The organism is Maccoyibacter intestinihominis (assembly GCF_040096355.1).
GTDB lineage: Bacteria > Bacillota > Clostridia > Lachnospirales > Lachnospiraceae > Maccoyibacter > Maccoyibacter intestinihominis.
This window is the reverse complement of sequence record NZ_JBBMEX010000011.1, coordinates 50,880-76,214: the sequence shown is the minus strand read 5'-3', so window position 1 is coordinate 76,214 and position 25,335 is coordinate 50,880. Positions and strand designations below refer to the sequence as shown.

The window sequence follows — 25,335 nt, the reverse complement described above, 5'->3', positions numbered from 1 at the left end:
CTCCTAATCCTTATCCACACCGTCTGCATAGGCGATCATCCTTGCCAGATGCCATATCTCCAGACTTGTATATTTCTGTCCGATGATCCGCTCTGCATAGAGTCTTGACAGCCACTTCTTGTCTGCATAGATTTCTTCCGGTTTTTCCTCTTTTGTTAAATCCTGATTTGTTTTTTCATGTTTCTCATAGGCATCCTGAATAAATTTTAAGGTGTCCTCTGCCACGACCTTCCACTGAAACCGCTCTAAACGTTTCTTGCCTTTTTGTAAAAGTTCCTCTAAATCGGTTTCTGACAATGCCTGTACCAGTCCTCTGGTGATATCCGATACATCATTCGGATTGACTAAAACGGCTCCGTCTCCTCCGACTTCCACAAGGCTGGAATTATTCGATGTTAAAACCGGAGTTCCACATGCCCAGGATTCCACGACCGGAAGTCCGAAGCCTTCATACTTCGATGGAAATGCAGTCAGGTGTGCTAAATTATATAAGATCAGAAGCTCTTCATCCGTAACAAAATTCGTACAGATGACTCTTCCGTCTGCATCAGACTCTTTTGCGAGTTTCATAAAGCCATCCACAGTTTCCTGTGACAGCTTACAGACAATGACTAACTGATACTGTTCCTTTAACTCCGTTGGCATTGCTCCAAAGGCACGGATCAGTCCATCTAAATTCTTTCTGCCGTCTGCACCCCCCGTACAGATAATAAAGGAATCCGTAATACCGAATTTTTCACGGATCTCTTTTTCTGTTTCATCGGCAACCGGAATCTCTTTGAATCTTTCATCTACCGCACCCCAGATGACATCGATCTTCTCCGGCGCAAAATTCATGTATTTGATCATATCCTGCTTTACACTCTCAGAAATGACCAGTATCTGATCCACCCATTTGAGCATATCGATCCTCATCTCATAGTACTGCTTTGCACGGCTGAAACGTGGAAAGTACTGTTCCTTTCTCATGTATGGGATAATATCATATACCGTTGCGACAACCGTCACACCCTCAAACCATTCCTTACGGTAGAGCGTCATATTCTCATCAAACGGAGAGGTCATATAGAACACATCGATCTGATTATCCTTTAAAAAACGCTTTACGACTTTTCCGACTAATTCATAGTTGATACGGTCATGCAGTAAAAAATTGCCTTTTCCGAAAAAATAAAACTCTTCATGCAGATTTGACGCATCCTCCATAAACTCACTCAGGGAAAAATCTGCTTCATAGGTATTTAAAAAGAAATACTGGTTTTCTTTATCTATCTCTGCCATTTTTAAAAACTGGCTCTTCGTGTAATTTCCAATTCCACGATTCTTGCTTGCAGGTCCTAAAATCCCAACAGAATCAAATCCTATATTCATTCGCTTACCTCCTGTTGTTCTTTCATCTTTGCCATAGCTTCTAAGATTCCCTCCTGTGTCTCCTGAAGGTTGTGAAGCGTGTTCAATACCTGTCTGTTATAGGCAATCTGTTTTTTTGCAAACGGTCCCATGAAAAACACTTTAAAGATTTTTCCAAACACCCGTCCAAACAGACGTTTCATCCTCGAAGGATCCTGCAGATCATAGATTGCAAGTGAATAGTGCTGCTCTAATTCATCTAACATATCATCTAATTTCTGCACTTCGCTTTCCATATAGGAACTGTCTTTTTGTTCAAAACAAAGACGAATCGCTTCTTTTTTACTGATCAGCTGCATAAAGATTTCTTTTTCTGCCTCTGAACGAAATTCCAGTTTTTCCATATCCGCTACTCCTTCTGCACTTCTTCTAGTTCCCAACTGTGCGGAATCCGCACAACTCCGATATCACTCTTAGAATTGTATAATTCAAACGGCATGACTTCTCTGTAAAAATCAATCGGTTCTTCTAAATCGGTCTGGATCGCTAAATCCAGCGAATAAGAACCCTCTAATAAATCCATCTCTTCTAACCGGATCCGCACCGTTCCATCTTCCTTAAAACTCAGATCACCGATGTTGTCGATATGCGTATTGCATCCGTAACAGTGCATGCCATCCCGACGGAAAATCCCAAATCCCATCATGGCTTTTTCTACCGGCTCATTGACATGGAACTGAACCTGGATCGTGATCGGTTCACCGCAGGTAAAGGCTCTCTGCTTCTTTCCTTCGGCATTCTGCATCTCCACCTCAGTAATGACCACCCGTTTATCACCATAACGCTTTTCATCCTCTGTTTCTTCCGGCTCCGGCGGAACAAATTCATCCATGTTCTCATTTGCCATCTTTTTACGCATTTCATTCATGTAGTTTTGGTATTTCGGATGTACGTCACGCGGTGTACCGCTCAACTTGATCTGTCCGTCCTGCAGCCAGATTGTCCGGTCACAGATCTGCTCGATCTGTCCTAACGCATGGGATACGATGATAATTGTCGTTCCCCGCTCTTTGATCTCTTTTAATTTATCAAAACATTTCGCCTGAAAATTCGCATCTCCTACGGCTAAGATCTCATCGATCAGAAGGATATCTGCATTGACATTGATCGCAACTGCAAACGCCAGCCGCATATACATTCCTGAAGAATAGGTACGCACCGGATTGTCGATAAATGCCTGTAACTCTGAAAACTCAATGATCGTATCCAGTCTCTCTTCTATCTCCCGTTTGGAAAGACCAAAGATTGCCGCATTCGTATAAATATTCTCTCTTCCGCTCATATCCGGGTGGAATCCGGCTCCAAGCTCGATCAGGCTGGATACCCTGCCCCGCATCTCCACAGTACCGGAGGTCGGATAGATGATCTTCGTCAGCAGCTTTAAGGTGGTACTCTTTCCACAGCCATTGTGTCCGATCAGTCCGACTGCTTCTCCTTTTTTAACCTCGAAGCTGATGCCGTTTAATACCTGACGGTTCTCATAGCGGTTTCTCTTCCAGAACAGCATCTTTTCCTTTAACTGGCTGCCTTTATCATAATAGACCTTAAACTGTTTTTTTAAATCTTTTACTTCGATTGCATTTTCTTCGCGCATCCTACAATTCCTCCGCAAAACCTTTCTGCAATTTTCTAAAACTGATATAACCGATCACACAGACGATCACACCCAGCACTGCTGCCTGGATCAAAGTTGACAGCTGCGGCACCTGCTTTGCATAAAGCACGGAACGGTATGCCTCAATGACCGGTGTCATCGGATTGAGATTCCACAGCGGACGCAGCTTGTCCGGTACTAAATCTGAGGAGTACATGATCGGAGTCAGATACTGCCATATCATTGCAATGATTCCTAAAATATAGGACAAGTCTCTAAAGTATACGGTCAACGCCGAACTGAGCAGGGCAATCCCCAGTGCCATGACATATTCCACTAACATAATGATCGGAAGCGTCAAAAGCGCTAATGGGTTCAGTCCGTGTCCGGTAAAAATGATCACTCCGAAAATAACCACAAAGCTCAAAAGCATATTGACAAAAGCTCCCGTGACATAGGAGATCGGTAAAACCTCTCTTGGAAAATATATCTTTTTTAACATATCCTTAGAGGCTAAGACACTGTCTGCACCTCCCGTCAAAGATGCCGAGAAGAAAATCCACGGTACCAATGCCACGAATAAGAACAGATAGTATTTATCAATATCATTTCTTAAGATAATGGAAAATACCAGCGTATAGACTCCCATCTGTAACAGCGGATTGATAAATGTCCACATAAATCCCAATACGGAACCCTTATATCTGCCACGCAGATCTTTTTTTACCAGACTGAATATCATCTGGCGGTATGCATATAATTCCTTTAAATCCTTTATCATGCTTACTTACTCCTTCGAGGCAGCAATACCTCTGTAATTCTCGTAATCCATGTCTCTAATGCAAGAAATCCGGTCAATGCCATGAGTGCCAGTGACATCACCAATACATTCAGTGAATAGGCATACGGCACAGTTGCATCTCCTAAAATAGAAACCGGGCTGTATCCGATCGGTGCGATACAGAACACAAAGCAGACTGCATAGAAAACATCTCTTGGTTTTCCTTTATTCTCGTTTAAGAACAACATCAACGGAATGATCACAAAGACCATGGAATATGCATAGCTGAACGGCGGCATTCCTACCAGTACCGCTGTCAGTAAAAATATTTTTTTCCAGCGTTCTCTTGCTAAAAAGATACAAGGCAGATAGAATACATAGAATGCATAGAGTGCATACTGTAACAGTTTGTCGATCCGCGGTCCGCGGCGCTGTAACACATCAAATACTCCATATACCGTATTCGAGAAGTTCAGACGGTATCCGTGTCCGATGCTTCCAAGGAAGTTCGATGCATTGGTCAGGTTGGATAACAATACTGTAAACTCTGAAAATCCGCCAAAACACAAAAACGGAACAAAGAAGATCAATACTCCATAGATAATACATCTCTTTGCCTCTGCCCATCTCTTATCAAACAGTAACATCAGTCCGAATACCACCGGATAGATCTTGATCGAGGTTGCAATCGCTAAAGAGATCAGACCGATTTCCCTCAAGATCTTATTTTTGCTGTCATAAGTAAAAATGTAGACCATCAGAAATGCCATGCAAAACCATACGATATTTCCTCTGTCAAACGAATAAAGCACCGGCATACTCATTAAAGTCACGACCGAAAACTGTAATTTCTTTTTCCTGTCTCCCTTTAAGAATTTCCAGATCAATGCCAGCATGATCACTACAATGATCAGTGTATAGATCATGTAGACCGTTAAGCCCTGTGCGCTGTCACGCACGGCAAACATCCCGTGTTTTTTTGCCATATCCATTGGCAGAAATTTGCTGAAGATCGTATAAATGACATAGGTCAGCGGCGGATAGATACATTTCTTTCCATAAGGATCCCCACTGAAACAATCATTGATACTGTTGAAAAAATCCATAAAGATATCTTTTCTGTCATAAAACAGAAATTGATAAATACTTTTTCCACCTGTTGCTATTAAGGAAATCACAAATAATCCCAACATGATTCCCATCAGACCGTAAAAGACGGCATTGCTGCGTTTCTCTTTTTTCATTTTACTTCCTCTGGTTATTTTTCTTCGTTCTTTTTTAACGCCTCTTTGGCTTCCTTTCGGATCGCCTCCACGCGTTCTCTCATCATAACTGTAATGCGTTCCTCACTCAGCACCTCGTTGATATGTGAAAGAGCATTATTCTTTATTATATCATAAAAAGCCTTATCTGCATATAAGCGTTTCATGTACTCTGCTGCCTGCGCAACGTCCGCATCTGCCCAGCGGTTTCCTGCCTTAAACGGTCCGATGTCCTCCGTCAGCTCTATCAACTGATAATCTACCATGCAGGCAGATTTTTCATCCATAAACTCTGTATTCGCAGACCAGTTTGTCGCGATACAAGGAGTGCCGTTCAACATTGCCTCTGCCATACCAAGCCCAAATCCTTCGGCACGATGAAGGGATACAAACACATCCACATCCCGAAGCAGGCTGTTGACTTCTATCTTCGTCAACATCTCTGTCATAAAATAGATATTGGTATATCCGTCAAAAAATTCACGGATTTTTTCCATATCTTCTTTGGCATTTCCTGAAATCTTGATAACCAGACCGACCTCGTCATTTTCCTTGCCAAATGCACGTTTAAATGCCTCTAAAGTACCTAACGGATTCTTTCTTTCCATCATGCTTCCGTTGTCATACATCATCAGAAACAGGAATTTGTCTTCCGGCAGTCCAAAATATGCACGGTCGTATTTGTCATCTGTCGGTGCCGTTACATGATACGGGATCGTATGCACCGGCTTATCCGTCACCTTGCGAATGCTGTTACTTACAAACTCTGCCGGTGTCCAGATCTCATCTACGATTGAAATGCAGTCTATCCACTCCGCCGGGAACTCCTCTAATTCCCAAAGCCAGAATGCGATATTATACCGATAGTCCCACACCTGCTTTCCAAGCTGCATATAGGATACCGTAAATTCATGTGCATTGATATGCAAAAGATTGATATCGTATGGAAGCTCGTCCGAAAATTTTGCATCAAACTCATGCTCTGTCATGCTTAACTGTTCGGAAATATGATGTTCTTTGATGCTGTACGGCATCCCGGAGGCTTCTAACTCCGCTGCCACAAGACGGCTGCTCTGTCCTAAGCCCGAAGCTGCCTGGATACTTCCGATCAGGTTGATTCCCTCGGCATATCTGCCCGGCTTATAAGGTGCGATCTTTGCATCTTTTAACTTCGTTGTATTGCGATTCATATATGCTTTCTTTGCCCGGCTTAAATACTCCTGTGGGATGATCTTTACCAGTACCGGTTTTAAAGCATCCGTGATTTTAATTACTAAATTTGATACACTCATTTCATTTTTTCCTGTTCTTTTTCTTACTCTGTAACCTGCTGCCTGAAATATGCACTCAGGTTCTTTGCTAAATTCTGCGGCACATACCGCTCTATGATCTTCTCATAGCTGCCCTCTGTCGGCTGTTCGTAGTCTGACATCCGCTTTGCAAGCCGTTTTGCGGACTCCTTGTTATCATCCGAAATGGTAAAATAATTGATCTCATCTCCGATCAGCTCCTGAAAAATACTCAGATTGCTGGCAATGACCGGTTTGTCATAATTCATAACTTCTACTACCGGCATTCCAAATCCCTCTGCCCTTGACGGAAATAAAAAAGCACTGCACTGACGGTATTCTCTCTCTTTGTCTTCCTTAGTCAGATATCCTAAATAGGTTGCTTTTTTAGTCTGCTCCTGTACCTGTCTGATCTTCTCTTCGATATCCGCCTCACGGATCTTTCCCGCAAAGCGTAAATCCTTGGTTCCGCCTGCTTTCAGATATTCCAGATAGCCGTCTAATAAGAGATCCGTCCCTTTTCGTTTTTCTAAATTTCCGACATAGAGAAATGCATTGTTGTCCTCAATTTCGCCATGCACGATCCTGTCTATAATGATATAGGATAAAAAGCTCTCTTTTTTTGCTGCCTGTGGAAAAATACGCTCCATATCCCGTTTTGTTTCCATGGAATTATAGATAAACGTATCGGCATATTTGAGGGTGTTTTTCAGCCCATAACGAAAATAATACTCATATTTTTTTCCAAAACACTCCGGCATCGTCAGCGGGAACAGATCATGTACGGTGACCATAAATTTTCCATAAGGATTTGTCACTTTGATCGGTACTAAACTGTTACCCTCCCAGAAGATCTCCGGCCGGATCTCATGGATCACTTTTTGCAGATAGAGGTAATATTTAACCAGTCCAAAATTTTTTCCGACCGGTGTACCGTAACAGTGAAGTATGGCTCCCGCCTGCTCCATCGCCTGCATCTCATTGCTCGTTGCAATATCAGATAACAGATGAATCTCCATATCCGGCTCTTTGACCAGCTCTTTTGCAAAATTGTAGATATACATTCCGATTCCGCTTGGTTTTGTTCCCATGCTTCTCGCATCAATCAATATTTTCATTTTCTAAGTACCTTCTGATATGTGAGTTTTCTTAAAAAGGACGGCTGCATTGTCATTCCAAAGCTAAGAATACAGCCTGTCGCATATTCTTTGCCCGAAGTCAGGCCAAGTGTATGCTGCTCTTTTCGAAGTTGTCTGTACTGACGAAAATAAGCCGCACCGCCTCTTCTTTCGTAAAGTGCTTCACTGGTACGCGCTTTGACTAAGATTTCCGGCAGATTATAAAAAGCACATCCCTTTGCTAACATCCTGCTCCACAGATCATAATCCTCTAAATAAGGAAAATGCCGATAATTACCGGCATTTAACACATCCTGTTTCCGGAACATGACCGTCATGTGGTTTAACGGATTGCGGTATCTCGCATAAGGAAGGATATCCTCCATCAGACGCGGCATCCTTTTAATCCTCTCATAGGTACCCTCATCGTTAAATTCTCTGATGAAGCCACCACAGACGGAAATTTCAGGATGCTGCTGCATATACGCATACTGCTGCTCTAAACGTTTTGGCATCATCACATCGTCGGTATCCATTCTTGCGATCAGTTCATAGGAGCAGAGTGTCACTCCTTCTGCGAGTGCCCTGCCTAACATCTGATTTTCTTTGTGTGGATAGACCTTCAGATTCGAACATCTCTTCTGATATTCTTCGATCACCGCATCCAATTCCGGTGTCAGTGTCCCATCCTCGATCAGCACGATCTCTTCCGGCTGTCTGGTCTGTGCCAAAATGCTTTCCATCGTCTCACGAAAATATTCCGGTTTTTCTTTTTTATAAATAGACATCAATACAGATATTCCCATATTACACCTTCTTAATACTTTGTTGTGGTCTTGCTTTCAATCTCCCGCTTTAAGGCTGTAATCTGATTTTCATCGATTCCCTCGGAATTTTCTTTTTGCAGGATAACCTTAAATGTCATCAACAGTATCTTGATGTCCAGCCAGAAGCTGTAATTTTCAATATACAGCATGTCTAACTTTAATTTATCATATGGTGTCGTATTGTATTTTCCATACACCTGTGCATATCCGGTCAGTCCCGCTTTTACTTTCAAACGATAGCGGAATTCCGGTATGATCTCTTCGTACTGGCTTGCGATCTCCTGCCGCTCCGGTCTTGGACCGACGATCGACATATCGCCTTTTAAAATATTAAATAACTGTGGTATCTCGTCAAAATGAATCTTACGGATCAGTCTGCCGACCGGTGTGATCCTGTCGTCATGCTTTTTCGCAAGCTGTGCACCATTTTTTTCCGATTCTATACACATACTGCGGAATTTGATAATTCCAAACTCCCTGCCATCCTGTGTCAGTCTTGCCTGTTTAAAAAATACAGGGCCTCTGTCATAGGCTTTGATCGCTACCGCTGTCAGAAGCATAAATGGTGACAGGATGATAATTCCGATCAGGGAACCGATAATATCCATGGCTCTTTTGAAAATCCGCTGATCCATGCTGAATCCGTTATTGCGACACAGATAAAGCGGCGTATCAAACAGATGTATTGATTCGGAACCTGAAATGATGATGTCCGAAAGTTTTGGTGTTACATAGATACGGATAGATTTCTCAAAACAGAATTTCAGGATCTTATTTCTCGTATGAGCCGGAAGGTCACAAAGTACGACCGCCTCATAGTCCGGAATCCGTTTTGTCAGTTCTTCATATCCGATTGCAATACTCTCTGCTCCGCAGATATTGTATTTATCTCTTCGTGAATTTACTTTTTTGATCAGATCATCCGGGGAATATTTTCCATAAATGATCAGCATCTTCCGTGGCGGATACAGACGCACAAAAAGCCAGCGCACCGTATATGCCCACGGTACAACAAACAGTATCTCTGCCCATGTGATCATAATGATCGGCCCGATCGGCATATAATCCCTGCCGATCATACAGATCTGCAGATATCCGATCACATTACTTGCTAAAATCGCCAACAACTGCGACAGGCAGATATCTGATATCCGAAGATATCCCACCTTATAACCGCCCATAACCCTCGTAAAGAAGAAGAGGATTAAGACATACATACCGACAACCGCCCAGTTACCACGGCGGAAGAACGGCATAAAAATGACTCTGCTGTAATATTCATACCATATATATGCAAAGCACATTCCCTGAAAAAATAAAATGACTGCGTTTGCCAAAAAGTTCAGCATTCGCTTGTATTGTTCTCTGTTATTCATTGCTTGCCCTCTTTAAGCCTCCGTTTTTTCTCCCTTAAATGCCCAGAGCTTGTTCATCAGGAAGTTGACCGGGATGCTTACTACCAGATTGATCAATGGTGCAAGGTATTTTGAAATTCCAAACACACGGATCCATACATAAGAAAGTATGTTACTTAATATGATTCCCGTAAAACCATAAGATATATATGTCTTTAACAACGCTTTCCACGGGGAGCGTTTCTCGCCTTCCTCTAAACCGAATACATAACGGCTGTTCCAATAGAAAGACCAGAGCACACTCAGAAGGAATGCGATCGTATTTCCCAAAATATAATCATACCGTTCAAAGATATGCAGCTTTGCACAGGCAAAAAGTACCAGTACATTCAAAGTATAGGAAATGACCGTATTCGTGACTCCGACTACTCCGAACTTGACGAACTGCATAAATCCATCCCAGCGTTTTTCTAAAAATTTCAGATGAAGGAAACGGACAAAGATTGCATAGAGCATCTTGTCTAAGATTTCCCACAGTCTGACTCCTGTATTTTCCATTGTTTTCTCCTATGCGTCAAAATTAATTCTTTCTGATTCCACAACCAGCGGACGGTTCATCAACCGCTTATTCATACTTAAAATATATTCTCCCAGAAATCCGATAAAGAATATCTGGATGGAACCTAAGAAAAACATTCCGATCAGAACCGGTGCCATTCCTGCTGCAAAACGATTCCACCAGATCAGTTTCATGACCAGATAAATGATTGCAATGATAAATCCGATCGCACTGAATATCGCACCTATGATCGTACAAAGCCGGAGTCCGATCTTTGTATAGGATGTAATACTAAGCATTGCCGCATCGAATAACGTAAAGAAGTTATTATGTGTCTTTCCTGCTCTTCGCTGTGGCTGCTCATACGGTATTTCTTTTCTCTCATAGCCAAGTTCGGCTACGATTCCACGCAAAAACGGTGTTGGGTCTTTTAAATCCCGAAGCACCTGTACAAAATCTTTATCATAAAGTCCGGAACCCGTAAAATGTTCAATCTGCTCTACGTCTGAGAATTTTTTGATCATCTTATAATACAGGCTGCGCAGATGATACATCATCTTGTTCTCTTTACTGCTTGTCTTAATTCCTATGACGATCTTATAACCTTTTTCCCACTCTCTGACATACTTTGGTATCAACTCGACCGGGTCCTGGAAGTCACAGCACATGGAAATCGTACAATCTCCTGTCGTCTGTAAGATTCCATAATACGGCGAATTGAACTGTCCAAAGTTTTTTGCATTAAAGATGGCTTTTACATGCGGATTCTTTTTACAGATGTCACGCAAGAGTGGTCTGGTCGCATCTTTCGAATCGTTGTCTATAAACACCAGTTCATAATCATATTCCGGCAGCTCTTTTGCAAATATATCCGCAACTGCCTCACTCATCGGTACTACATTCTCTTCCTCATTATAACAAGGAATCAATACACTGATTTTTTTCATGTTCCTTTATCCTCTTATCCCTTAGTCTTACAATATTTTAACAGCTCATCTTTTCGGATCGCTTCCGTGTCGAGCCGGTCTAAATTTTCTTTATAATAGTCGTATAACTCTTTTATACCCTCCTTGTAGGAAGTAAATACAAAATCATTTCCCATGTTTTCCAAAAGTCTGGTATTATCTGCGGTATACTGATAGTTCAGTCCCGGATTCTTAACCGTGACTTCGCTTTTAAAATCTCCGATCTCGTTGATGATCTCTACAATGCTGCAAAGATCAATGGATTCCGTCGGTGTGATGTTGAACTCCCGGTTTGGCACATCCTCTTCGATCAGCTTATCCATGACCTTTAAAAAATCTCCTAAATACAGATAGTCAAATACGACATTCTGATTAATGACGATCGGCATCTCTAACAGATTCTTCATGATCGCATTGGAGATGAATTTGAACGTGTAATCTTCTCCCTGTCCGTACAGTCCGAATATGATCGGATTGTATATGATTCCCGGTTTATTGGAGGACTCCCGCACTCCTAAATATTCAGACATCACATATTTGCTGTATCCATAATCATCTTTCGGGATCACGGTTCCTATCGTATCCTCTTTTACTTTTACAAGGTCTCTTGCCTTGTTGTACTGCGCACCGCTTCCAAAATTGATCAGCTTCATGCCGTCTTTTAAACAGCGTTCCATATTGAAAAACATTTTTAAGTTGTTGCCGATGACATCCGGTGCTGCTACGTCATAGCCTGTCTTTCTCGAACCGCCCTGGTTCGCACAGTGGAATACCACATCTATGTTTTCTTTCTCAAAAAACTCCGTCACCGCCTGCTCGTCTAACAGACTGAACTGCTCGCGGGTAATCGGATATACTGTATATTTGTCCTGCAGATGGGCGGTCAGTGCCTTGCCTACAAAGCCTCTCGCACCCATGATCGCTATCTTTTTCATGTTGTTTCTCCTTGAAGTCATACTAAGCGTAATTATCCATAATCTTTATTATTATATTTGATTCTTCCATATAATTCAAGTCATTCGGGGTGGGTTCATATAAAATTAAGAAAGAGAGGGCGGTGAGTCCCCGGTACGGAACATGTGTGAAGGATAAGAAGTGCTACGGATTCCGCACGATAATATATTGGTTCCTGACGCAGCCGACCTCGATTCGCCATCCATGGCTCAGCTCGGTCTTTGGCAGACTTCCTGTCTGCCAACTGCTGTTTTCGTCGGAATCCAAGCACTTCTAATCCTTTACACAATGTTCCGTACCGGGGACTCATCCGCCGTGCTGTAGTGGATGGGAACGCTGTGGTATTAATAAGAAATAAATATCTGAAAAAGTCATGAGAATCGACAATCTCCTGAACATCGTTAAAAATTTCACTATGATACCGCTTTTGTAGGATGACATCCCGCTCCTGTCAGATCCCACCCTGACATTTTGCGAGGCTTTCGTCATGACGAGCTTCTTAGCAGTCCTCTCTTTCCTGCCTGTCTGAGTCCGTAGGACGAGTTGCAGGAAAAGAGGACGGATCAGCGGAAGCGAGGAATAGAAAACGCAGCATATGTCAGGGTGGGATTTGACAGGAACACAGTCACATAAAAAAACACACACCTTGACCAACTCCCACAATTTCGCTATGATACCCTTAGATAAATTACAGGAGGATACAAAGATAAATGAAACAGTACAAGGCAATTTTATTTGACTTAGACGGCACGCTGCTGGATACCTCGGAAGGCGTGATCAGCAGTGTACAGTATACGATAGACACTCTTGGATATGAAAAGTTAGATGTGGGACAGATGCGAAGTTTTATCGGACCGCCGGTACACAGACGTTTACGGGAGATTTACGGAATCAGCGAAGAGGAATCCCTGCGTGCGATGAATATTTTCCGTTCCCATTACGGTGGCGATGATCTGTTAAAAGCCCATGCCTATGAGGGCATGAAGGATTTACTCCTCTATCTGCATGAAAAAGGCTATCAGCTTGGCGTTGCAACCTACAAGCGTGAGGACATGGCAAAACGTGTATTGGAGCATTGCGGCATTGCTTCCTGTTTTGATTCGATCCACGGTTCGGATGCCGCCGGAAAATACTCCAAAGCAGATGTTGTCCGCAACTGCATCCACGCACTGGGTGTAGATGATCCTGCGGATGCGGTACTGGTGGGTGACAGTGACAACGATGTGATCGGTGCACATGAGATTGGTCTTGGATTCGTCGGCGTGACCTACGGTTTTGGTTTTTCTTCCAAAGAAGATGTACTTGCCTTTGAACCGGATGCCGTTGCTGCCGATGTAGCACAATTAAAGGAGCTCTTCTAATCCGGAAGAGCTCCTTTTATTCTTATTTTATTTTTATGCTGTTCTATCAGCACTCTTATAAAATTCACGATATTATCGATCAGCAGCAATCCTGCAAAGACAAACATTGCAATATTCGTCGCTGTCAATGTAATGTTGACTCCCTTTTTTGTCATCAACTGGAACGGATTGAGTATGACGATCATTGAAAGCATATATAAAATATCCAGCCAGTTGTGTTCTTCTTCATTGAAAAAGAGAACTACGATCGGGAACAGGTACAATCCACAGTAAAATCCGCTGTTGGTTGGCAGTAAGATAATAATGGAAACTAACATCGCCGCCTTTTTCCACCAGGTTTTCTGCTTGGAAATGACGATAATCCCTATGATCGCTAAAATATAGAAAATAATCTTTAACACTTCATTCCACATATCTCTGGTGTCCCCACTCTTCATCTGAGAGAGGAAGAACAGATAGCCAAAACGCGGGTTATGTGTAAACATATATTTTTCGCCGTTTTCACCGAGATTTACCAGCCATTGCGTGATATTATACTTAAATCCGGTTCCGATCAGGGCAAACGGGCCAAAGCAGAACAGCAGTCCGTAAATCATCAGACGTATCGCTTCTTTCCAGCGTTTTTCCCAGATCAGCAGGATTCCGAAAATTGCAGGATATCCCTTGATCGCCGCTGCAAAGGCAAGTGCGATAAACGCCCATTCCCGCAGCACTTTATTTTCACTCTGGTAATGCTCGATAAAGCACACCATTCCGATGACTGCAAGATAGATCACATTTCCACGCTCATAGGAAAACAGTGCGATCCCAGAAAATGCCAGTGCCAGTGTCATCAGCCACTTTGTTACCGGTTTTCCTTTTTTCATCTGGAACAACTGGATAAACATGATCAGGATCATCAATAGCATGACATAGTTTGCGATCGTCAGGTTTTTCGTCCACATTCCGACATCTACGCCGTCATCCCGATACTCTGCAAAATTCACTGCTTTTGCCAGCCAGTAAAAGATCAGATAGGTCAGTGGAAAATAACCTTTTTCCGATGGTCCGTTCAATGCATTGAAATACGGATCATGCCATGCCGAGTAACGGAGTACGTTGATGTAATCAGCAAAGTAGTCACTCGTTTTTCTGAAAAAGACATTCCACTGTGTACCCTTGTCATCATGGAATAACCAGTACAGGAACAAACCTATCAGAATTGCCATCAAAATATAAAAAATATATTCCAGTTTTAATTTTTCTTTTTTCATACCCTCAACCACTACTGTAATTTATTTGCCTGATACTCCGCTCTGTCTAAGAATGGGAACATATCATCAATTGGCGGTGATACGATCTTACCGTCCGGCAGTACCTTAGAAGATAATTTCGGCGCAAAATTCTGTGCTTCATCTAAAATTGCCTCGCACAGTACAGGACCGTCTGTATTCAGAACCTCCTGTAATTTCTCTTCAATACCGTCTAACGAATCAATCTTGAAATACCGGAATCCGAAGGTATCTGCTAATTTATCAAACGGTGGGAAGTTCACACCATTGCCGTCGCAGACTCCGACCAGTCCGTTTTTAAACAGATTGTTCTGTGTCTGGCGGATCGAATGATAACCGTTGTTATTCAGTACAAACAGTTTCATATTGCAGTTGTTGTAGCGGATCGTCTGCAGTTCCTGAAGGTTCATCATCAGACTTCCATCTCCGTCTAAACAGATGACTCTCTTTTCTCCTTCTGCAATGCAGGCACCTAATGCTGCCGGCAGTCCATAGCCCATGCTGGCACATCCGGAATTGGTAAAGAGTCTCTGACCTTTTTTGATCTCTGCTGCCTGGAAAGAAACTACACAGGCACTTCCGTTTCCGGTTACAACGATATCGTTCTCTTCTAATCCTTCAAAAAGTTTTTTCATAAAGACATATGGATTTACCGGAGATTTCTTCTCATAGTATTCCGGTAATACTGCCTGGTATTTTTTATTGGTTGCCTGGCAGAACTCTAACCATTTTTGATGCTCCTCATTTTCCACGGAAACATCTGCCTTTAACAATTCCTGTAATAAATCTTTGACATCGGCATGTACTTTCATATCCGGGAAAATGGTCGGCTTGTTCAATTCGTTTTTATCAATATCTACAACGATCTTAAATGCCTTTTTCGCCCAGTCTTTATAGTTGTAACTGATCTGTCGGATGTTCAGACGGCATCCTAAGGTCAGTACCAGATCTGCATTTTCTACCGCAAAGTTACCACCGCGTGTTCCAACGGTGCTTGGTCTTCCGACAAATAACGGATGTGCATCCCATAAGACATCATGGGCATTCCATGCAGTTACTACAGGTATATTTAATTTTTCGATAACTTCAATAAATTCCTTGTGTGCATCGCCAAGACGGATTCCCGTACCTGCTAAGATCAGCGGACGTTTTGCTGCTTTGATCTTTTCTAAAATCTCCACAGCGGTAGCTGCTTCTACCTTTGGCGGAATCTCTTCGGCACATTCGGATTTGTCAAAATGTTTCAGGTCATCAGTATCTACGATGGCTGCCTGGATATCTAACGGCACATCTAACCACACAGGGCCGCCTCTGCCTGCTTTGCTTAAGTATAATGCCTTTTCTAAATGATATGCGATCTCGTTTGCTTCTACGATCATATGTGCATATTTTGTCATTGGTTTAACACTTTCCACGATCTGATATTCCTGATCGCCTAACTGACGTACCGGAACATCGGTAGACCATGTCGTCGTCTCTCTTTTTACCTGGCCGGACACGATGAACATCGGAATGGAATCTAACCATCCGCCCAATACACCGGTCAATGCATTCGTTCCTCCCGGACCGCTGGTAACGCAGACTGCGGCTAATTTGTTGGTCAGTCTGGTATAACCTTCTGCCGCAACAGAACATCCCTGCTCATTGTGGTTAAATACACAATGCAGCCCTTCCTTATGGCCAAAACTGTCATCTAAATGCATGGCTCCGCCACCGGTAATCATAAACATCGTATCAATTCCGTTATCCACAAGAAAATCTGCGATATAATCTGATACTTTCACTTTCATTTGCTTATCTCCTCACTACTCTGCATACAATGAGTCTGTAATAAACTCCATCTCCAGCTCATCTGACAATGTCTTTAATACTGTGCAGACATACTCATTTAAAGATTCTGCCTGTTTTTTGCTGAATTTATATTCCATGTTCGGGTTCACATAATTCTTTCTTCGATCCCCCATATATCCATCAAAGCCGCCCAATGCAACTTTCTTTACGCCAAGGCGGATCATGACCTTCAACAGCATGATAAAGGAATTGTCGATGATCTCTGCATCCTCATCTAAGAGTGTTGCATATTTTAAGGTATAGTCAAATTTTCCGCTTGTTTTTGTTACATTTGACGTTGCGATCACTTTAAATTCGTCGCCTTTTTGCAGCAGCTCGGTTGCTAACTGCACATAACGCTTCGCATTACTGAGAAAAATATAATCCGGTTTAAACAATTCAGATACGAAGTTGATCGATACGATGATCGGATCGTTTTCTTTTACATAGGACTCAATACGGGCTTTCTGTTTTTCCACATTCATTCCCGGTCCTAAGAGCAGCACATTTCTTCCGGCAAATGCTTTTGTCAGCTCTGCCATGTCTGCCGTATCATCCACATCGACATTCTGATATTCTAAATAGAGGTTCTCTAAATAGTTCTTATCGTATAAAAGCTTCTTATCGCCCTCTAATTTTCCAAGGATCTGATTAATTGCCTTTACGGAAAGGGTTCTCTTATTCATCAGATCCGAAACATAGTTCGGATGGCAGTTGTTCAATGCCGCAATGAAGAAGAACATATTGTAACCCCAGGTTGCGGGCTTATAGAAATCCATGATATTCGCATCAATCGCTTCTAAGATCTGGCTGATATGGTAATCTTTTCCAAAGCAGTCATTTAAATGCATTGCCACTAACTCGATTGGTGCATTTCCGGCACTTTTTCCCATACCGTAAATACTTCCGTCTACTAACATCTCACGGTCTGTCTTCTGGGATGCCATCTCGATACAGTTCGCATAACCCATCTGGAAATTGTTATGACCATGATATCCGATCCCGATCTCAGGTGCTAAGTGTTCATTTAACAAATCAAAATAATGCTTTAAATTCTCCTGATGCATGAGTCCGTAAGTATCTACCATGGATACCGCATATGGTTTTACTTCGTTGGCAAGACGGATCAGATCCATCATTTCATCGTCTTCATAAGTTGTCACGGATACAAGCTGTGCAAAAACTTTATAACCGAGTTTTTTTATCTCTGCACAGTAAGCCAGCGCATCTTTTCTTAAATGTTTTTTAAAGATGACACGGATGCCGTCTAAAAAGCTCTCGCTGCAAGGTTTTATATTTTCCAGTTTACAGGTACCATAGTCGATCATTCCGACCACCATTGCCTGTTTTCTGTCAAGTCCTCCATAAATCTTCTCTACACTGTCAGTATCCGGCATGATGCTTCTGTTAATATCGAATGGTCTTCTGTCATCTAGAAAACCAATCTCAATGATATCAATGTTTGCATCTACCATACGCTCAAATACGCTGACAAGATTGTTGTGTCCAAATTTCCAGTCATTTACATAACCGCCGTCACGCAGCGTGCAATCCAATAACTTGATTTCTCCCATAAATCTATCTCCTTACTACTGATCTACAGCCTCTTTAATGGTCTTTGCCATATAATCAATCATTTCATCAGTCATTCCCGGATATACGCCTACCCAGAATGTGTCATTCATAATTCTGTCTGTATTGGTCAGTTCTCCGACAATACGATAGCCCTCTCCGGTTGCTCTCATCTGGTCAAAGCATGGATGCTTTGTCAGGTTTCCGGCAAAAAGCATACGGGTCTGTACTCCATGATTTTCCACATACTGTACAACCTTATTTCTGTCTACGCCCTCTTTGCAGGTAATTAAAAATCCAAACCAGCTCGGACGGGAATTCTCACATGGTACCGGAAGGATCAGCTTGCCCTCTGTTCCTGCAAGACCTGCTTTTAAGCGGTCAAAATTCTCTCTTCTCCTCTCCACGAATTTCGGGAATTTAACAATCTGTGCACATCCGACTGCTGCCTGCATATCGGTTGCCTTTAAGTTATATCCAAAATGTGAATATACATATTTGTGGTCATATCCTAACGGAAGTTCGCCATACTGTTTGTCAAAACGATGTCCGCAAAGGTTGTCCTGTCCGGATGCACATACGCAGTCACGTCCCCAGTCTCTCATAGAACGGATACATTTATTTAATAACGGATCATTGGTATAAACGGCTCCACCTTCGCCCATGGTCATATGATGTGGCGGATAAAAACTGGAAGTTCCGATATCACCAATGGTTCCTGTGAATTTCTCTTCTCCATCGATCACATATTTAGAACCAAGTGCATCACAGTTGTCCTCGATCAGCCAGAGATTGTGCTTGTCACAAAATGTCTTAACTGCGGATAGATCAAACGGATTTCCTAATGTATGAGCTGCCATAACTACTTTTGTCTTATCGGATAATGCAGCTTCTAACTGTGTAACATCGATGTTGTACTGTGGGATGGTTACGTCTACGAATACCGGAACAACACCGTACTGGATCGCCGGTGTTACCGTTGTAGGGAAACCTGCTGCTACTGTGATCATTTCATCGCCCGGTTTTACCTGACGCTCGCCTAATAATGGGGATGTCAGTGCCATAAATGCATTCAAGTTTGCAGAAGAACCGGAGTTTACTAAAGAGCAGTATCTTACTCCTAAATATTCTGCAAATGCTTTTTCAAACTGTGCGGTATATCTTCCTGCTGTTAACCAGAACTCTAAAGAACTGTCTACAAGATTTACCATCTCTGCACTGTCATATACACGGGATGCATAAGGAATTCTGTCGCCTTCCTGAAATGCTTTTTTCTGATTATGGTAGGTGTTACAGTATTCCTCTACCATTTTTAAAATTTCTTCTTTTGCCTGTTGTTCTGTCTTATTTTCAAACATTCTTATTTTCCTCCAAAGAACTCATTAATCTGTTCGTCCATACATTTCGGGATGTCTCCCTTTGCAAAGTAAACCTTTGACCACTCTACAGTCTTTTCAATGGCTTCTTCCACATGCCATCTTGGGGACCAGCCAAATACGGTTTTTACTTTTGAGCAGTCCAATTTTAAAAAGTTTGCCTCATGAGGGCCTCCCATGAACTTGTTGACCCACTTCATGCCTTCGCCCCACTTTGCACAGAAGATGTCTACCAGTTCTCCTGTTGTAACGCAGTCACAGTCATCCGGTCCCACGTTATAGAAGCCTGCGTATTTTTTATCCTCATACTGCTCTTTCGCTATCGTCAGATACATTGCAAGAGGTTCTAACACATGCTGATATGGTCTTGTGGAATGTGGGTTACGCACAATGATATCCTCTTTTTTCTCGGCTGCTCTGACACAGTCCGGAATGATCCTGTCATTTGCAAAATCTCCGCCGCCGATCACATTTCCGGCTCTTGCCGTAGACACTGCCACATCCATCTCATTATAAAAAGAATTGATATAGCTGTGTGTTACCAGCTCTGAACAGGACTTGCTGTTCGAATATGGATCATAACCGTCTAACGGCTCGTTCTCACGATAGCCCCATTCCCACTCATTATTTTTATATACCTTGTCTGTCGTAACATTCAAAAAGCTCTTCACACAAGGGTTCTGTCTCACACATTCACAGATATTAACGGTTCCCATCACATTTGTCTCATATGTGTAAACCGGATCTTTATAAGAATCCCGGACAATCGGCTGTGCCGCAAGATGCAGCACAATTTCCGGCTGTACTTCTTCAAACACTTTGCTTAAATGCTCTCTGTCGCGGATGTCACCGATAATGGAATTCATTTTTTCCTCGATACCGCACATAGAGAACAGATTCGGCTCTGTCGGAGGCTCTAAGGAATATCCTGTTACTTCTGCTCCTGCATTGATTAAAATGCGGCAAAGCCATGAGCCCTTGAACCCGGTATGTCCTGTCACTAAGACTTTTTTATCTTTATAAAACTGTAAATCCATTGTTTTCTCCTACCATACCATCCAAGGTGCTTCCCCGGATGCGATCATTTCTTCTAATTTTTCTCTGTCACGCTGTGTATCCATGCACTTCCAGAATCCGTGATGCATATATGCTTTCAACTGTCCTTCTGCTGCCACAGTCTCTAACGGCTGTTTTTCAAACACTGTGGAATCACCTTCAATGTAATCAAAGATTTCCGGGTTTAACACCATAAATCCTGCATTGATCACGCCACCGTCGGAATCAGATTTTTCGCGGAACTTATTGATCGTTCCGTCCTCATCAATTTCAAGTACGCCGAACTGCTGTCCTACGTTTACGGCTGTCATTGTTGCAATCTTACCGTGACTCTTATGGAACTCTACCAGTTTATCAAGATCAACATTTGATACACCATCACCATAAGTAAGCATAAATGGCTCATTATTGACATAATCTTTAATACGTTTGATCCTTCCTCCGGTCATTGTGTTGAGTCCTGTGTCGATCAATGTGACTTTCCAAGGCTCTGCCACGTTGTTATGGACGATCATTTTGTTGTCCTGTGTAAAATCAAACGTGATATCGCTGTTATGTAAATAATAATTTGCAAACCACTCTTTGATGACATGCTGTTTGTAACCACAGCAGATGATAAATTCATTATGACCAAAATGAGAATAGTATTTCATGATGTGCCAAAGGATTGGTTTTCCTCCAATCTCTACCATTGGCTTCGGTCTTAAATGACTTTCCTCGCTGATCCTGGTTCCAAATCCTCCCGCTAACAATACAACTTTCATTTTTTACCTCTTTTCTTTCTCTAACGTTTTTCTTATATTTTATATTCTGATTGGTTCTTTACTCGCCAAGTCCGCTCTCTACTGCTGCTACAACACCCTTTAATGCTTCTTCTTCGTCTTCGCCGGTGCATACAAATTCAATCTCATCTCCGGATTTGATGCAGGCACCTAAAACGCTCAGCACACTCTTTGCATTCGCTGTGTTATCTCCATACTTAAATGTAATCAGTGATTTATACTGCATTGCCTGTTTGCACAGCTCTCCTGCCGGTCTTAAGTGCAACCCTGTCGGATTCTTAATTGCTACTTTTTGTGATACCATAAAGTATTCCCCTCTCTTTTCTATACATTATACATCATAGTCCCATATTTTACAGCATGATACTGCTGATCAGTTCCGCTAACTTCTGTGCCTCACTCTCTATCAGCTGCTGGTCTTTTCCCTCTATCATAACCCTTACTAAAGGCTCTGTTCCGGAAGGACGGATCAGCACTCTGCCTTCTCCTGCAAACTTTGCTTCCACTTCGGCAATAGCCTCGGCAATCTCAGCATACTCTTCAAAGTGTTCTTTCTTATGGTTTGGCACCTTTGCATTGACTAATGCCTGCGGAAGTACCTCCATGATCGAAGCTAACTCTGAGAGTTTTTTCTTCGTCTCTGTCATGACCTGCAACAGATGTAATGCACTGAGCAGTCCGTCGCCTGTGGTGTTTTCATCTAAGAAAATAATATGTCCTGATTGTTCTCCACCGATATTATATCCGTTTTCTAACATATTCTCAAGCACATAACGGTCACCCACCTTCGTCTTTTCGATATGGATGCCTTCCCGCTCGCCCATTAAGAACATTCCAAGGTTGCTCATCACGGTTGCTACGATCGTATTTTTCTTTAAAGTTCCCTTCTGCTTCATGTAATTGCCACAGATGGACATCAACTGGTCTCCATCCACAACCTCGCCACATTCATCGACTGCAAGCATTCGGTCTGCATCTCCGTCAAACGCCAGTCCGACATCTGCTTTTTCATAAACGACTCTTGCCCGCAGCTCTTCCATATGTGTCGAACCGCAGTTAGCATTGATATTCGTTCCATCCGGACTGGTATGGATTGCTACTACATCGGCCCCTAAGTCCCGCAGCACTTTGACCGAAGTATAATGGGAAGCACCCTCGGCACAATCCACTACGATCTTCATGTCCTTTAAATCTACCGGCACACATTTTTCAATAAAATCCACATATTCTTCTCGCATGTCAAAACGATACTCCACACGTCCGACACCGGAACCGATCGGCATGGTAACGTCCTTCATTTCGTTTTTGATCAGCTCTTCGATCTCATCTTCTAATGCATCCGATAGCTTATATCCTTCCCCGTTAAAAAATTTAATCCCGTTAAACTCCATCGGGTTGTGGGAAGCAGAGATCACTACTCCTGCGTCCACCTTATGTTTTCTGGTCAGATATGCAACTGCCGGGGTCGGCAGCACTCCTGCATAAACGGCATTTGCTCCTACCGAGCAGATACCTGCCATTAAGGCATTTGCTAACATTCCGCCGGAAATTCTGGTGTCACATCCCACAATAATTGTTGGCTGATGGCTTTTTTCTTTTGTCAGGACATAAGCTCCTGCCTGCCCTAACTTCATGGCAAGTTCGATTGTGAGTTCTGAACCCGCAACGCCTCTTACACCATCTGTTCCAAACATTCTAGCCATGATAAGACTCCTCCTGATATCCGTATTCTTCTATTCTTGACTCTGTTCTTTCTTCTTGCTGTATTCTTTATTATTATCTTTCTTACTCTCACTGTCCGTATTGGTATCCTGCTGCTTTTCGCTCTGATCTACCACATTGATGGTCACCACAGAATCCTCAACTAATGTATAGCCGCTTCCAAGGTTCAGTGTCAGCGGAAGTGTATTCGTTCCCGGCTGTACACCTGATGCATCAACGGATAACATGACATCTTCTGCCGAAAGTGATTCTAAATCTGACGTATAACCTTTTAAAGTAACCGGTATTTTGTCACCCTGATATTCTATGCTACAGTCATCCGATAAATTAAAGATTTTTATATTTTTCACAGGGACATTAAAGTTCTTTGTCTCGGTCTGCTCAATCGCGATCGTTACCTTTACTTTTGCCTGGGAACTGTCTACTAATGTGACACCATCCGGCAGATAGGTACTGATATCGATATCCTTTGTCAGTGTTTCCTTCGCACCCGAAATATCCAGTGCTTCTCCCGGGATTGTAATCATGGTAATCTTATTTAATTTCTCTGCCGTTCCCATGACCTTGATCTTTTTCGGCTCGCATTCCACACTGATCTGCTGATAACCGCTTTCTAACTCTCCACCGGTCTCACAGTTAATCGGAATCTCTTTCACACTCAGAATCTGTGCTTTTATCTGCACCGTGTCCTGACTAAAGGTTAACTTAGAGGTATCAAGCGTATTGCCCGATGCATCATATACTACCGGCACCACATTGTCTTCAACATCCGAAAACTTCTCGCTGACATCGATCACTGCCTGTACCTTACTGATCTGTGACACGACAGATGCCGGACCGGAGATTGTAAGCACATCCGGAGAAACCTTCAATTCGCCTACCGCACTTCCCTCCGCAGGGGTTCCGGTTGCCTCTGCTGTGATCTTGAACTGATTACTCTGTAAATCTTCTACTGCCAGTTCTAAGTTTTTCTTCTTTCTATCAATATCTAACTGGCTGCTATAGCGTACTGCACTGATATCGATCGGTACAATGGCAGTTCCGTCATCATGCAGTTCGATATTTTCCATATCTGCCGTTGCCTTAAAATCGGAATTCGTCAGACGCTCGATAATTGAACGTTTTGCCGTTACCCGGAAAGTTACGGTTCCACTGTCATTGATAATGGAATAGCTTTTTCCCATATCTGCGATCGCATTTTCGTTCGCGATCGTAATATTGGTAGTAAAAGTCGATGTCTTATCCGGATCATCAATATTGACCACTACCAGCCATAAGATCATCGCAAATAAAACGGATAAAAATTTCAAACCGATATTATTTGTCAGAAGGTTCTTTAGCTTTTTTAACATTCTGCAACCTCCTCTTCCAATCTATGAGCTTTCCGTTTTCCACATTTTTCAGATGTCCTTCGGAAAGTTTTTTCTTCAAAAATACCTCGTCTATGTTTCGATAGAGTTCTCCTTCTACTGCCAGGGACACTTTACCGGTCTCTTCCGATACTACGATCGTCATAGAATCACTGACTTCACTGATTCCCACTGCTGCACGATGTCTTGTTCCTAAATCTTTGCTCAGTGCAAGGTTATCGGAAAGCGGCAGATAACAGGTTGCTGCTACCACACGATTTCCCCGTACAATAATCGCACCATCGTGCAATGGTGTGTTTTTTTCAAAAATATTGATCAAAAGCTGGCTTGAAAGAATGGAATCTAACTCAATTCCGGTTCGCTCATATTCGCCAAGCTGGACATCGTTCTCGATAACGATCAGGGCTCCTGTCTTTACCTTACCCATCTCATAACATGCTTTTACCATCTCGTTTACGGTACGCTCGCTATAACGCTCCACCGTATTTTTTCCATTGTCAAAAGAAAACAATGTCGAAATAAAACGCTTTCTTCCTAACTGTTCAAGTGCTTTTCGCATTTCCGGCTGAAAAATAACTAAGATTGCGATAATTCCCACATTGATCGTCTTATCCGCAATCCAGAGTATCGTATTCATCTGGAAAATTGCTGCCAACAAAATAAAGACCAGAATCACAAGGATTCCCTTGAACAGTGTCCATGCTCTGGTTGTCTTAAACCATACCAGGATATGATACAGTAAAAATGCGATAATGAGGATCTCTACAATATCTGTAACTGTCACATCCGGACGATTGATCCAAAACATATATTTGTCCCAAAATGCAGCAAACACTGCTATCAGGTTCTGCACCCAGCTCACTTCCTTTCTAAACATTGTT

General features: G+C 42.5%; 24 protein-coding genes. 1 reads left to right on the top strand and 23 read right to left on the bottom strand.

The window, feature by feature from the left end:
- Positions 1 to 3: 3 nt before the first annotated feature.
- From WMO43_RS10950 to WMO43_RS10890, 13 genes are all read right to left on the bottom strand, one after another.
- Entirely contained in the window at positions 4 to 1,371 is a 1,368-nt protein-coding gene (locus WMO43_RS10950) for a glycosyltransferase family 4 protein (protein ID WP_353531193.1), read from the bottom strand.
- Positions 1,368 to 1,754: a hypothetical protein gene (locus WMO43_RS10945; protein WP_177963554.1), complete on the bottom strand. Its 387-nt coding sequence runs from the start codon at positions 1,752 to 1,754 to the stop codon at positions 1,368 to 1,370. The genes WMO43_RS10950 and WMO43_RS10945 overlap by 4 nt, the downstream gene beginning before the upstream one ends.
- A gap of 5 nt (positions 1,755 to 1,759) precedes the next feature.
- Positions 1,760 to 3,004 carry an ABC transporter ATP-binding protein gene (locus WMO43_RS10940; protein WP_177963553.1) on the bottom strand — a complete coding sequence of 415 codons (1,245 nt, stop codon included), beginning with the start codon at positions 3,002 to 3,004 and terminating at the stop codon, positions 1,760 to 1,762.
- Between the two features lies 1 nt (position 3,005).
- Entirely contained in the window at positions 3,006 to 3,785 is a 780-nt protein-coding gene (locus WMO43_RS10935) for an ABC transporter permease (protein WP_353531192.1), read from the bottom strand.
- Between the two features lie 2 nt (positions 3,786 to 3,787).
- A complete protein-coding gene (locus WMO43_RS10930) occupies positions 3,788 to 5,029 on the bottom strand; it encodes a glycosyltransferase family 87 protein (RefSeq protein WP_353531191.1) in 1,242 nt (413 codons plus the stop codon).
- A gap of 14 nt (positions 5,030 to 5,043) precedes the next feature.
- Positions 5,044 to 6,339: a glycosyltransferase family 4 protein gene (locus WMO43_RS10925; RefSeq protein ID WP_353531190.1), complete on the bottom strand. Its 1,296-nt coding sequence runs from the start codon at positions 6,337 to 6,339 to the stop codon at positions 5,044 to 5,046.
- 23 nt (positions 6,340 to 6,362) lie between these two features.
- Entirely contained in the window at positions 6,363 to 7,454 is a 1,092-nt protein-coding gene (locus WMO43_RS10920) for a glycosyltransferase family 4 protein (protein ID WP_353531189.1), read from the bottom strand.
- Positions 7,451 to 8,260, bottom strand: a complete 810-nt coding sequence (locus tag WMO43_RS10915) for a glycosyltransferase (protein WP_177963149.1) — start codon at positions 8,258 to 8,260, stop codon at positions 7,451 to 7,453. Before WMO43_RS10915 ends, WMO43_RS10920 begins: the two co-directional genes overlap by 4 nt.
- A gap of 11 nt (positions 8,261 to 8,271) precedes the next feature.
- Positions 8,272 to 9,657: an exopolysaccharide biosynthesis polyprenyl glycosylphosphotransferase gene (locus WMO43_RS10910; RefSeq protein WP_177963150.1), complete on the bottom strand. Its 1,386-nt coding sequence runs from the start codon at positions 9,655 to 9,657 to the stop codon at positions 8,272 to 8,274.
- A 12-nt stretch (positions 9,658 to 9,669) separates the two neighbouring features.
- The gene (locus tag WMO43_RS10905) at positions 9,670 to 10,194 is read right to left on the bottom strand and encodes a GtrA family protein (protein WP_353531188.1); all 525 of its coding nucleotides are present in this window, start codon (positions 10,192 to 10,194) and stop codon (positions 9,670 to 9,672) included.
- A 9-nt stretch (positions 10,195 to 10,203) separates the two neighbouring features.
- Positions 10,204 to 11,142 carry a glycosyltransferase family 2 protein gene (locus WMO43_RS10900; RefSeq protein ID WP_353531187.1) on the bottom strand — a complete coding sequence of 313 codons (939 nt, stop codon included), beginning with the start codon at positions 11,140 to 11,142 and terminating at the stop codon, positions 10,204 to 10,206.
- Positions 11,143 to 11,156: 14 nt separating this feature from the next.
- Positions 11,157 to 12,095 carry an NAD-dependent epimerase/dehydratase family protein gene (locus tag WMO43_RS10895; RefSeq protein WP_353531186.1) on the bottom strand — a complete coding sequence of 313 codons (939 nt, stop codon included), beginning with the start codon at positions 12,093 to 12,095 and terminating at the stop codon, positions 11,157 to 11,159.
- Positions 12,096 to 12,258: 163 nt separating this feature from the next.
- The gene (locus tag WMO43_RS10890) at positions 12,259 to 12,381 is read right to left on the bottom strand and encodes a hypothetical protein (protein ID WP_353531185.1); all 123 of its coding nucleotides are present in this window, start codon (positions 12,379 to 12,381) and stop codon (positions 12,259 to 12,261) included.
- A gap of 443 nt (positions 12,382 to 12,824) precedes the next feature.
- On the opposite strand from WMO43_RS10890, the gene WMO43_RS10885 reads away from it, so the two are divergent.
- Positions 12,825 to 13,475, top strand: a complete 651-nt coding sequence (locus tag WMO43_RS10885) for an HAD hydrolase-like protein (RefSeq protein WP_353531184.1) — start codon at positions 12,825 to 12,827, stop codon at positions 13,473 to 13,475.
- Here WMO43_RS10885 and WMO43_RS10880 read toward each other — a convergent pair.
- From WMO43_RS10880 to cdaA, 10 genes are read right to left on the bottom strand one after another with little or no spacing between them, the layout of a single operon-like run.
- Complete coding sequence (locus tag WMO43_RS10880; protein WP_353531183.1) at positions 13,472 to 14,728, bottom strand: glycosyltransferase 87 family protein; 1,257 nt, start codon at positions 14,726 to 14,728, stop codon at positions 13,472 to 13,474. The genes WMO43_RS10885 and WMO43_RS10880 overlap by 4 nt on opposite strands.
- Before the next feature lie 11 nt (positions 14,729 to 14,739).
- The gene (locus WMO43_RS10875) at positions 14,740 to 16,536 is read right to left on the bottom strand and encodes a thiamine pyrophosphate-binding protein (protein WP_353531182.1); all 1,797 of its coding nucleotides are present in this window, start codon (positions 16,534 to 16,536) and stop codon (positions 14,740 to 14,742) included.
- A gap of 15 nt (positions 16,537 to 16,551) precedes the next feature.
- Positions 16,552 to 18,150 carry an aldolase catalytic domain-containing protein gene (locus WMO43_RS10870; protein ID WP_353531181.1) on the bottom strand — a complete coding sequence of 533 codons (1,599 nt, stop codon included), beginning with the start codon at positions 18,148 to 18,150 and terminating at the stop codon, positions 16,552 to 16,554.
- Between the two features lie 15 nt (positions 18,151 to 18,165).
- Positions 18,166 to 19,506 carry a lipopolysaccharide biosynthesis protein RfbH gene (rfbH, locus tag WMO43_RS10865; protein WP_353531180.1) on the bottom strand — a complete coding sequence of 447 codons (1,341 nt, stop codon included), beginning with the start codon at positions 19,504 to 19,506 and terminating at the stop codon, positions 18,166 to 18,168.
- A gap of 2 nt (positions 19,507 to 19,508) precedes the next feature.
- Positions 19,509 to 20,561 carry a CDP-glucose 4,6-dehydratase gene (rfbG, locus tag WMO43_RS10860; RefSeq protein ID WP_353531179.1) on the bottom strand — a complete coding sequence of 351 codons (1,053 nt, stop codon included), beginning with the start codon at positions 20,559 to 20,561 and terminating at the stop codon, positions 19,509 to 19,511.
- A gap of 9 nt (positions 20,562 to 20,570) precedes the next feature.
- Positions 20,571 to 21,344 carry a glucose-1-phosphate cytidylyltransferase gene (rfbF, locus tag WMO43_RS10855; RefSeq protein ID WP_177963160.1) on the bottom strand — a complete coding sequence of 258 codons (774 nt, stop codon included), beginning with the start codon at positions 21,342 to 21,344 and terminating at the stop codon, positions 20,571 to 20,573.
- A 58-nt stretch (positions 21,345 to 21,402) separates the two neighbouring features.
- Positions 21,403 to 21,666: an HPr family phosphocarrier protein gene (locus tag WMO43_RS10850; protein WP_353531177.1), complete on the bottom strand. Its 264-nt coding sequence runs from the start codon at positions 21,664 to 21,666 to the stop codon at positions 21,403 to 21,405.
- Positions 21,667 to 21,715: 49 nt separating this feature from the next.
- Positions 21,716 to 23,065, bottom strand: a complete 1,350-nt coding sequence (glmM, locus tag WMO43_RS10845; protein ID WP_177963162.1) for a phosphoglucosamine mutase — start codon at positions 23,063 to 23,065, stop codon at positions 21,716 to 21,718.
- A gap of 30 nt (positions 23,066 to 23,095) precedes the next feature.
- Positions 23,096 to 24,436, bottom strand: coding sequence for a CdaR family protein (locus WMO43_RS10840; RefSeq protein WP_353531176.1), 1,341 nt, complete (start codon positions 24,434 to 24,436; stop codon positions 23,096 to 23,098).
- Positions 24,402 to 25,307, bottom strand: coding sequence for a diadenylate cyclase CdaA (gene cdaA / locus WMO43_RS10835; protein ID WP_434784184.1), 906 nt, complete (start codon positions 25,305 to 25,307; stop codon positions 24,402 to 24,404). Before cdaA ends, WMO43_RS10840 begins: the two co-directional genes overlap by 35 nt.
- Between the last annotated feature and the right edge of the window lie 28 nt (positions 25,308 to 25,335).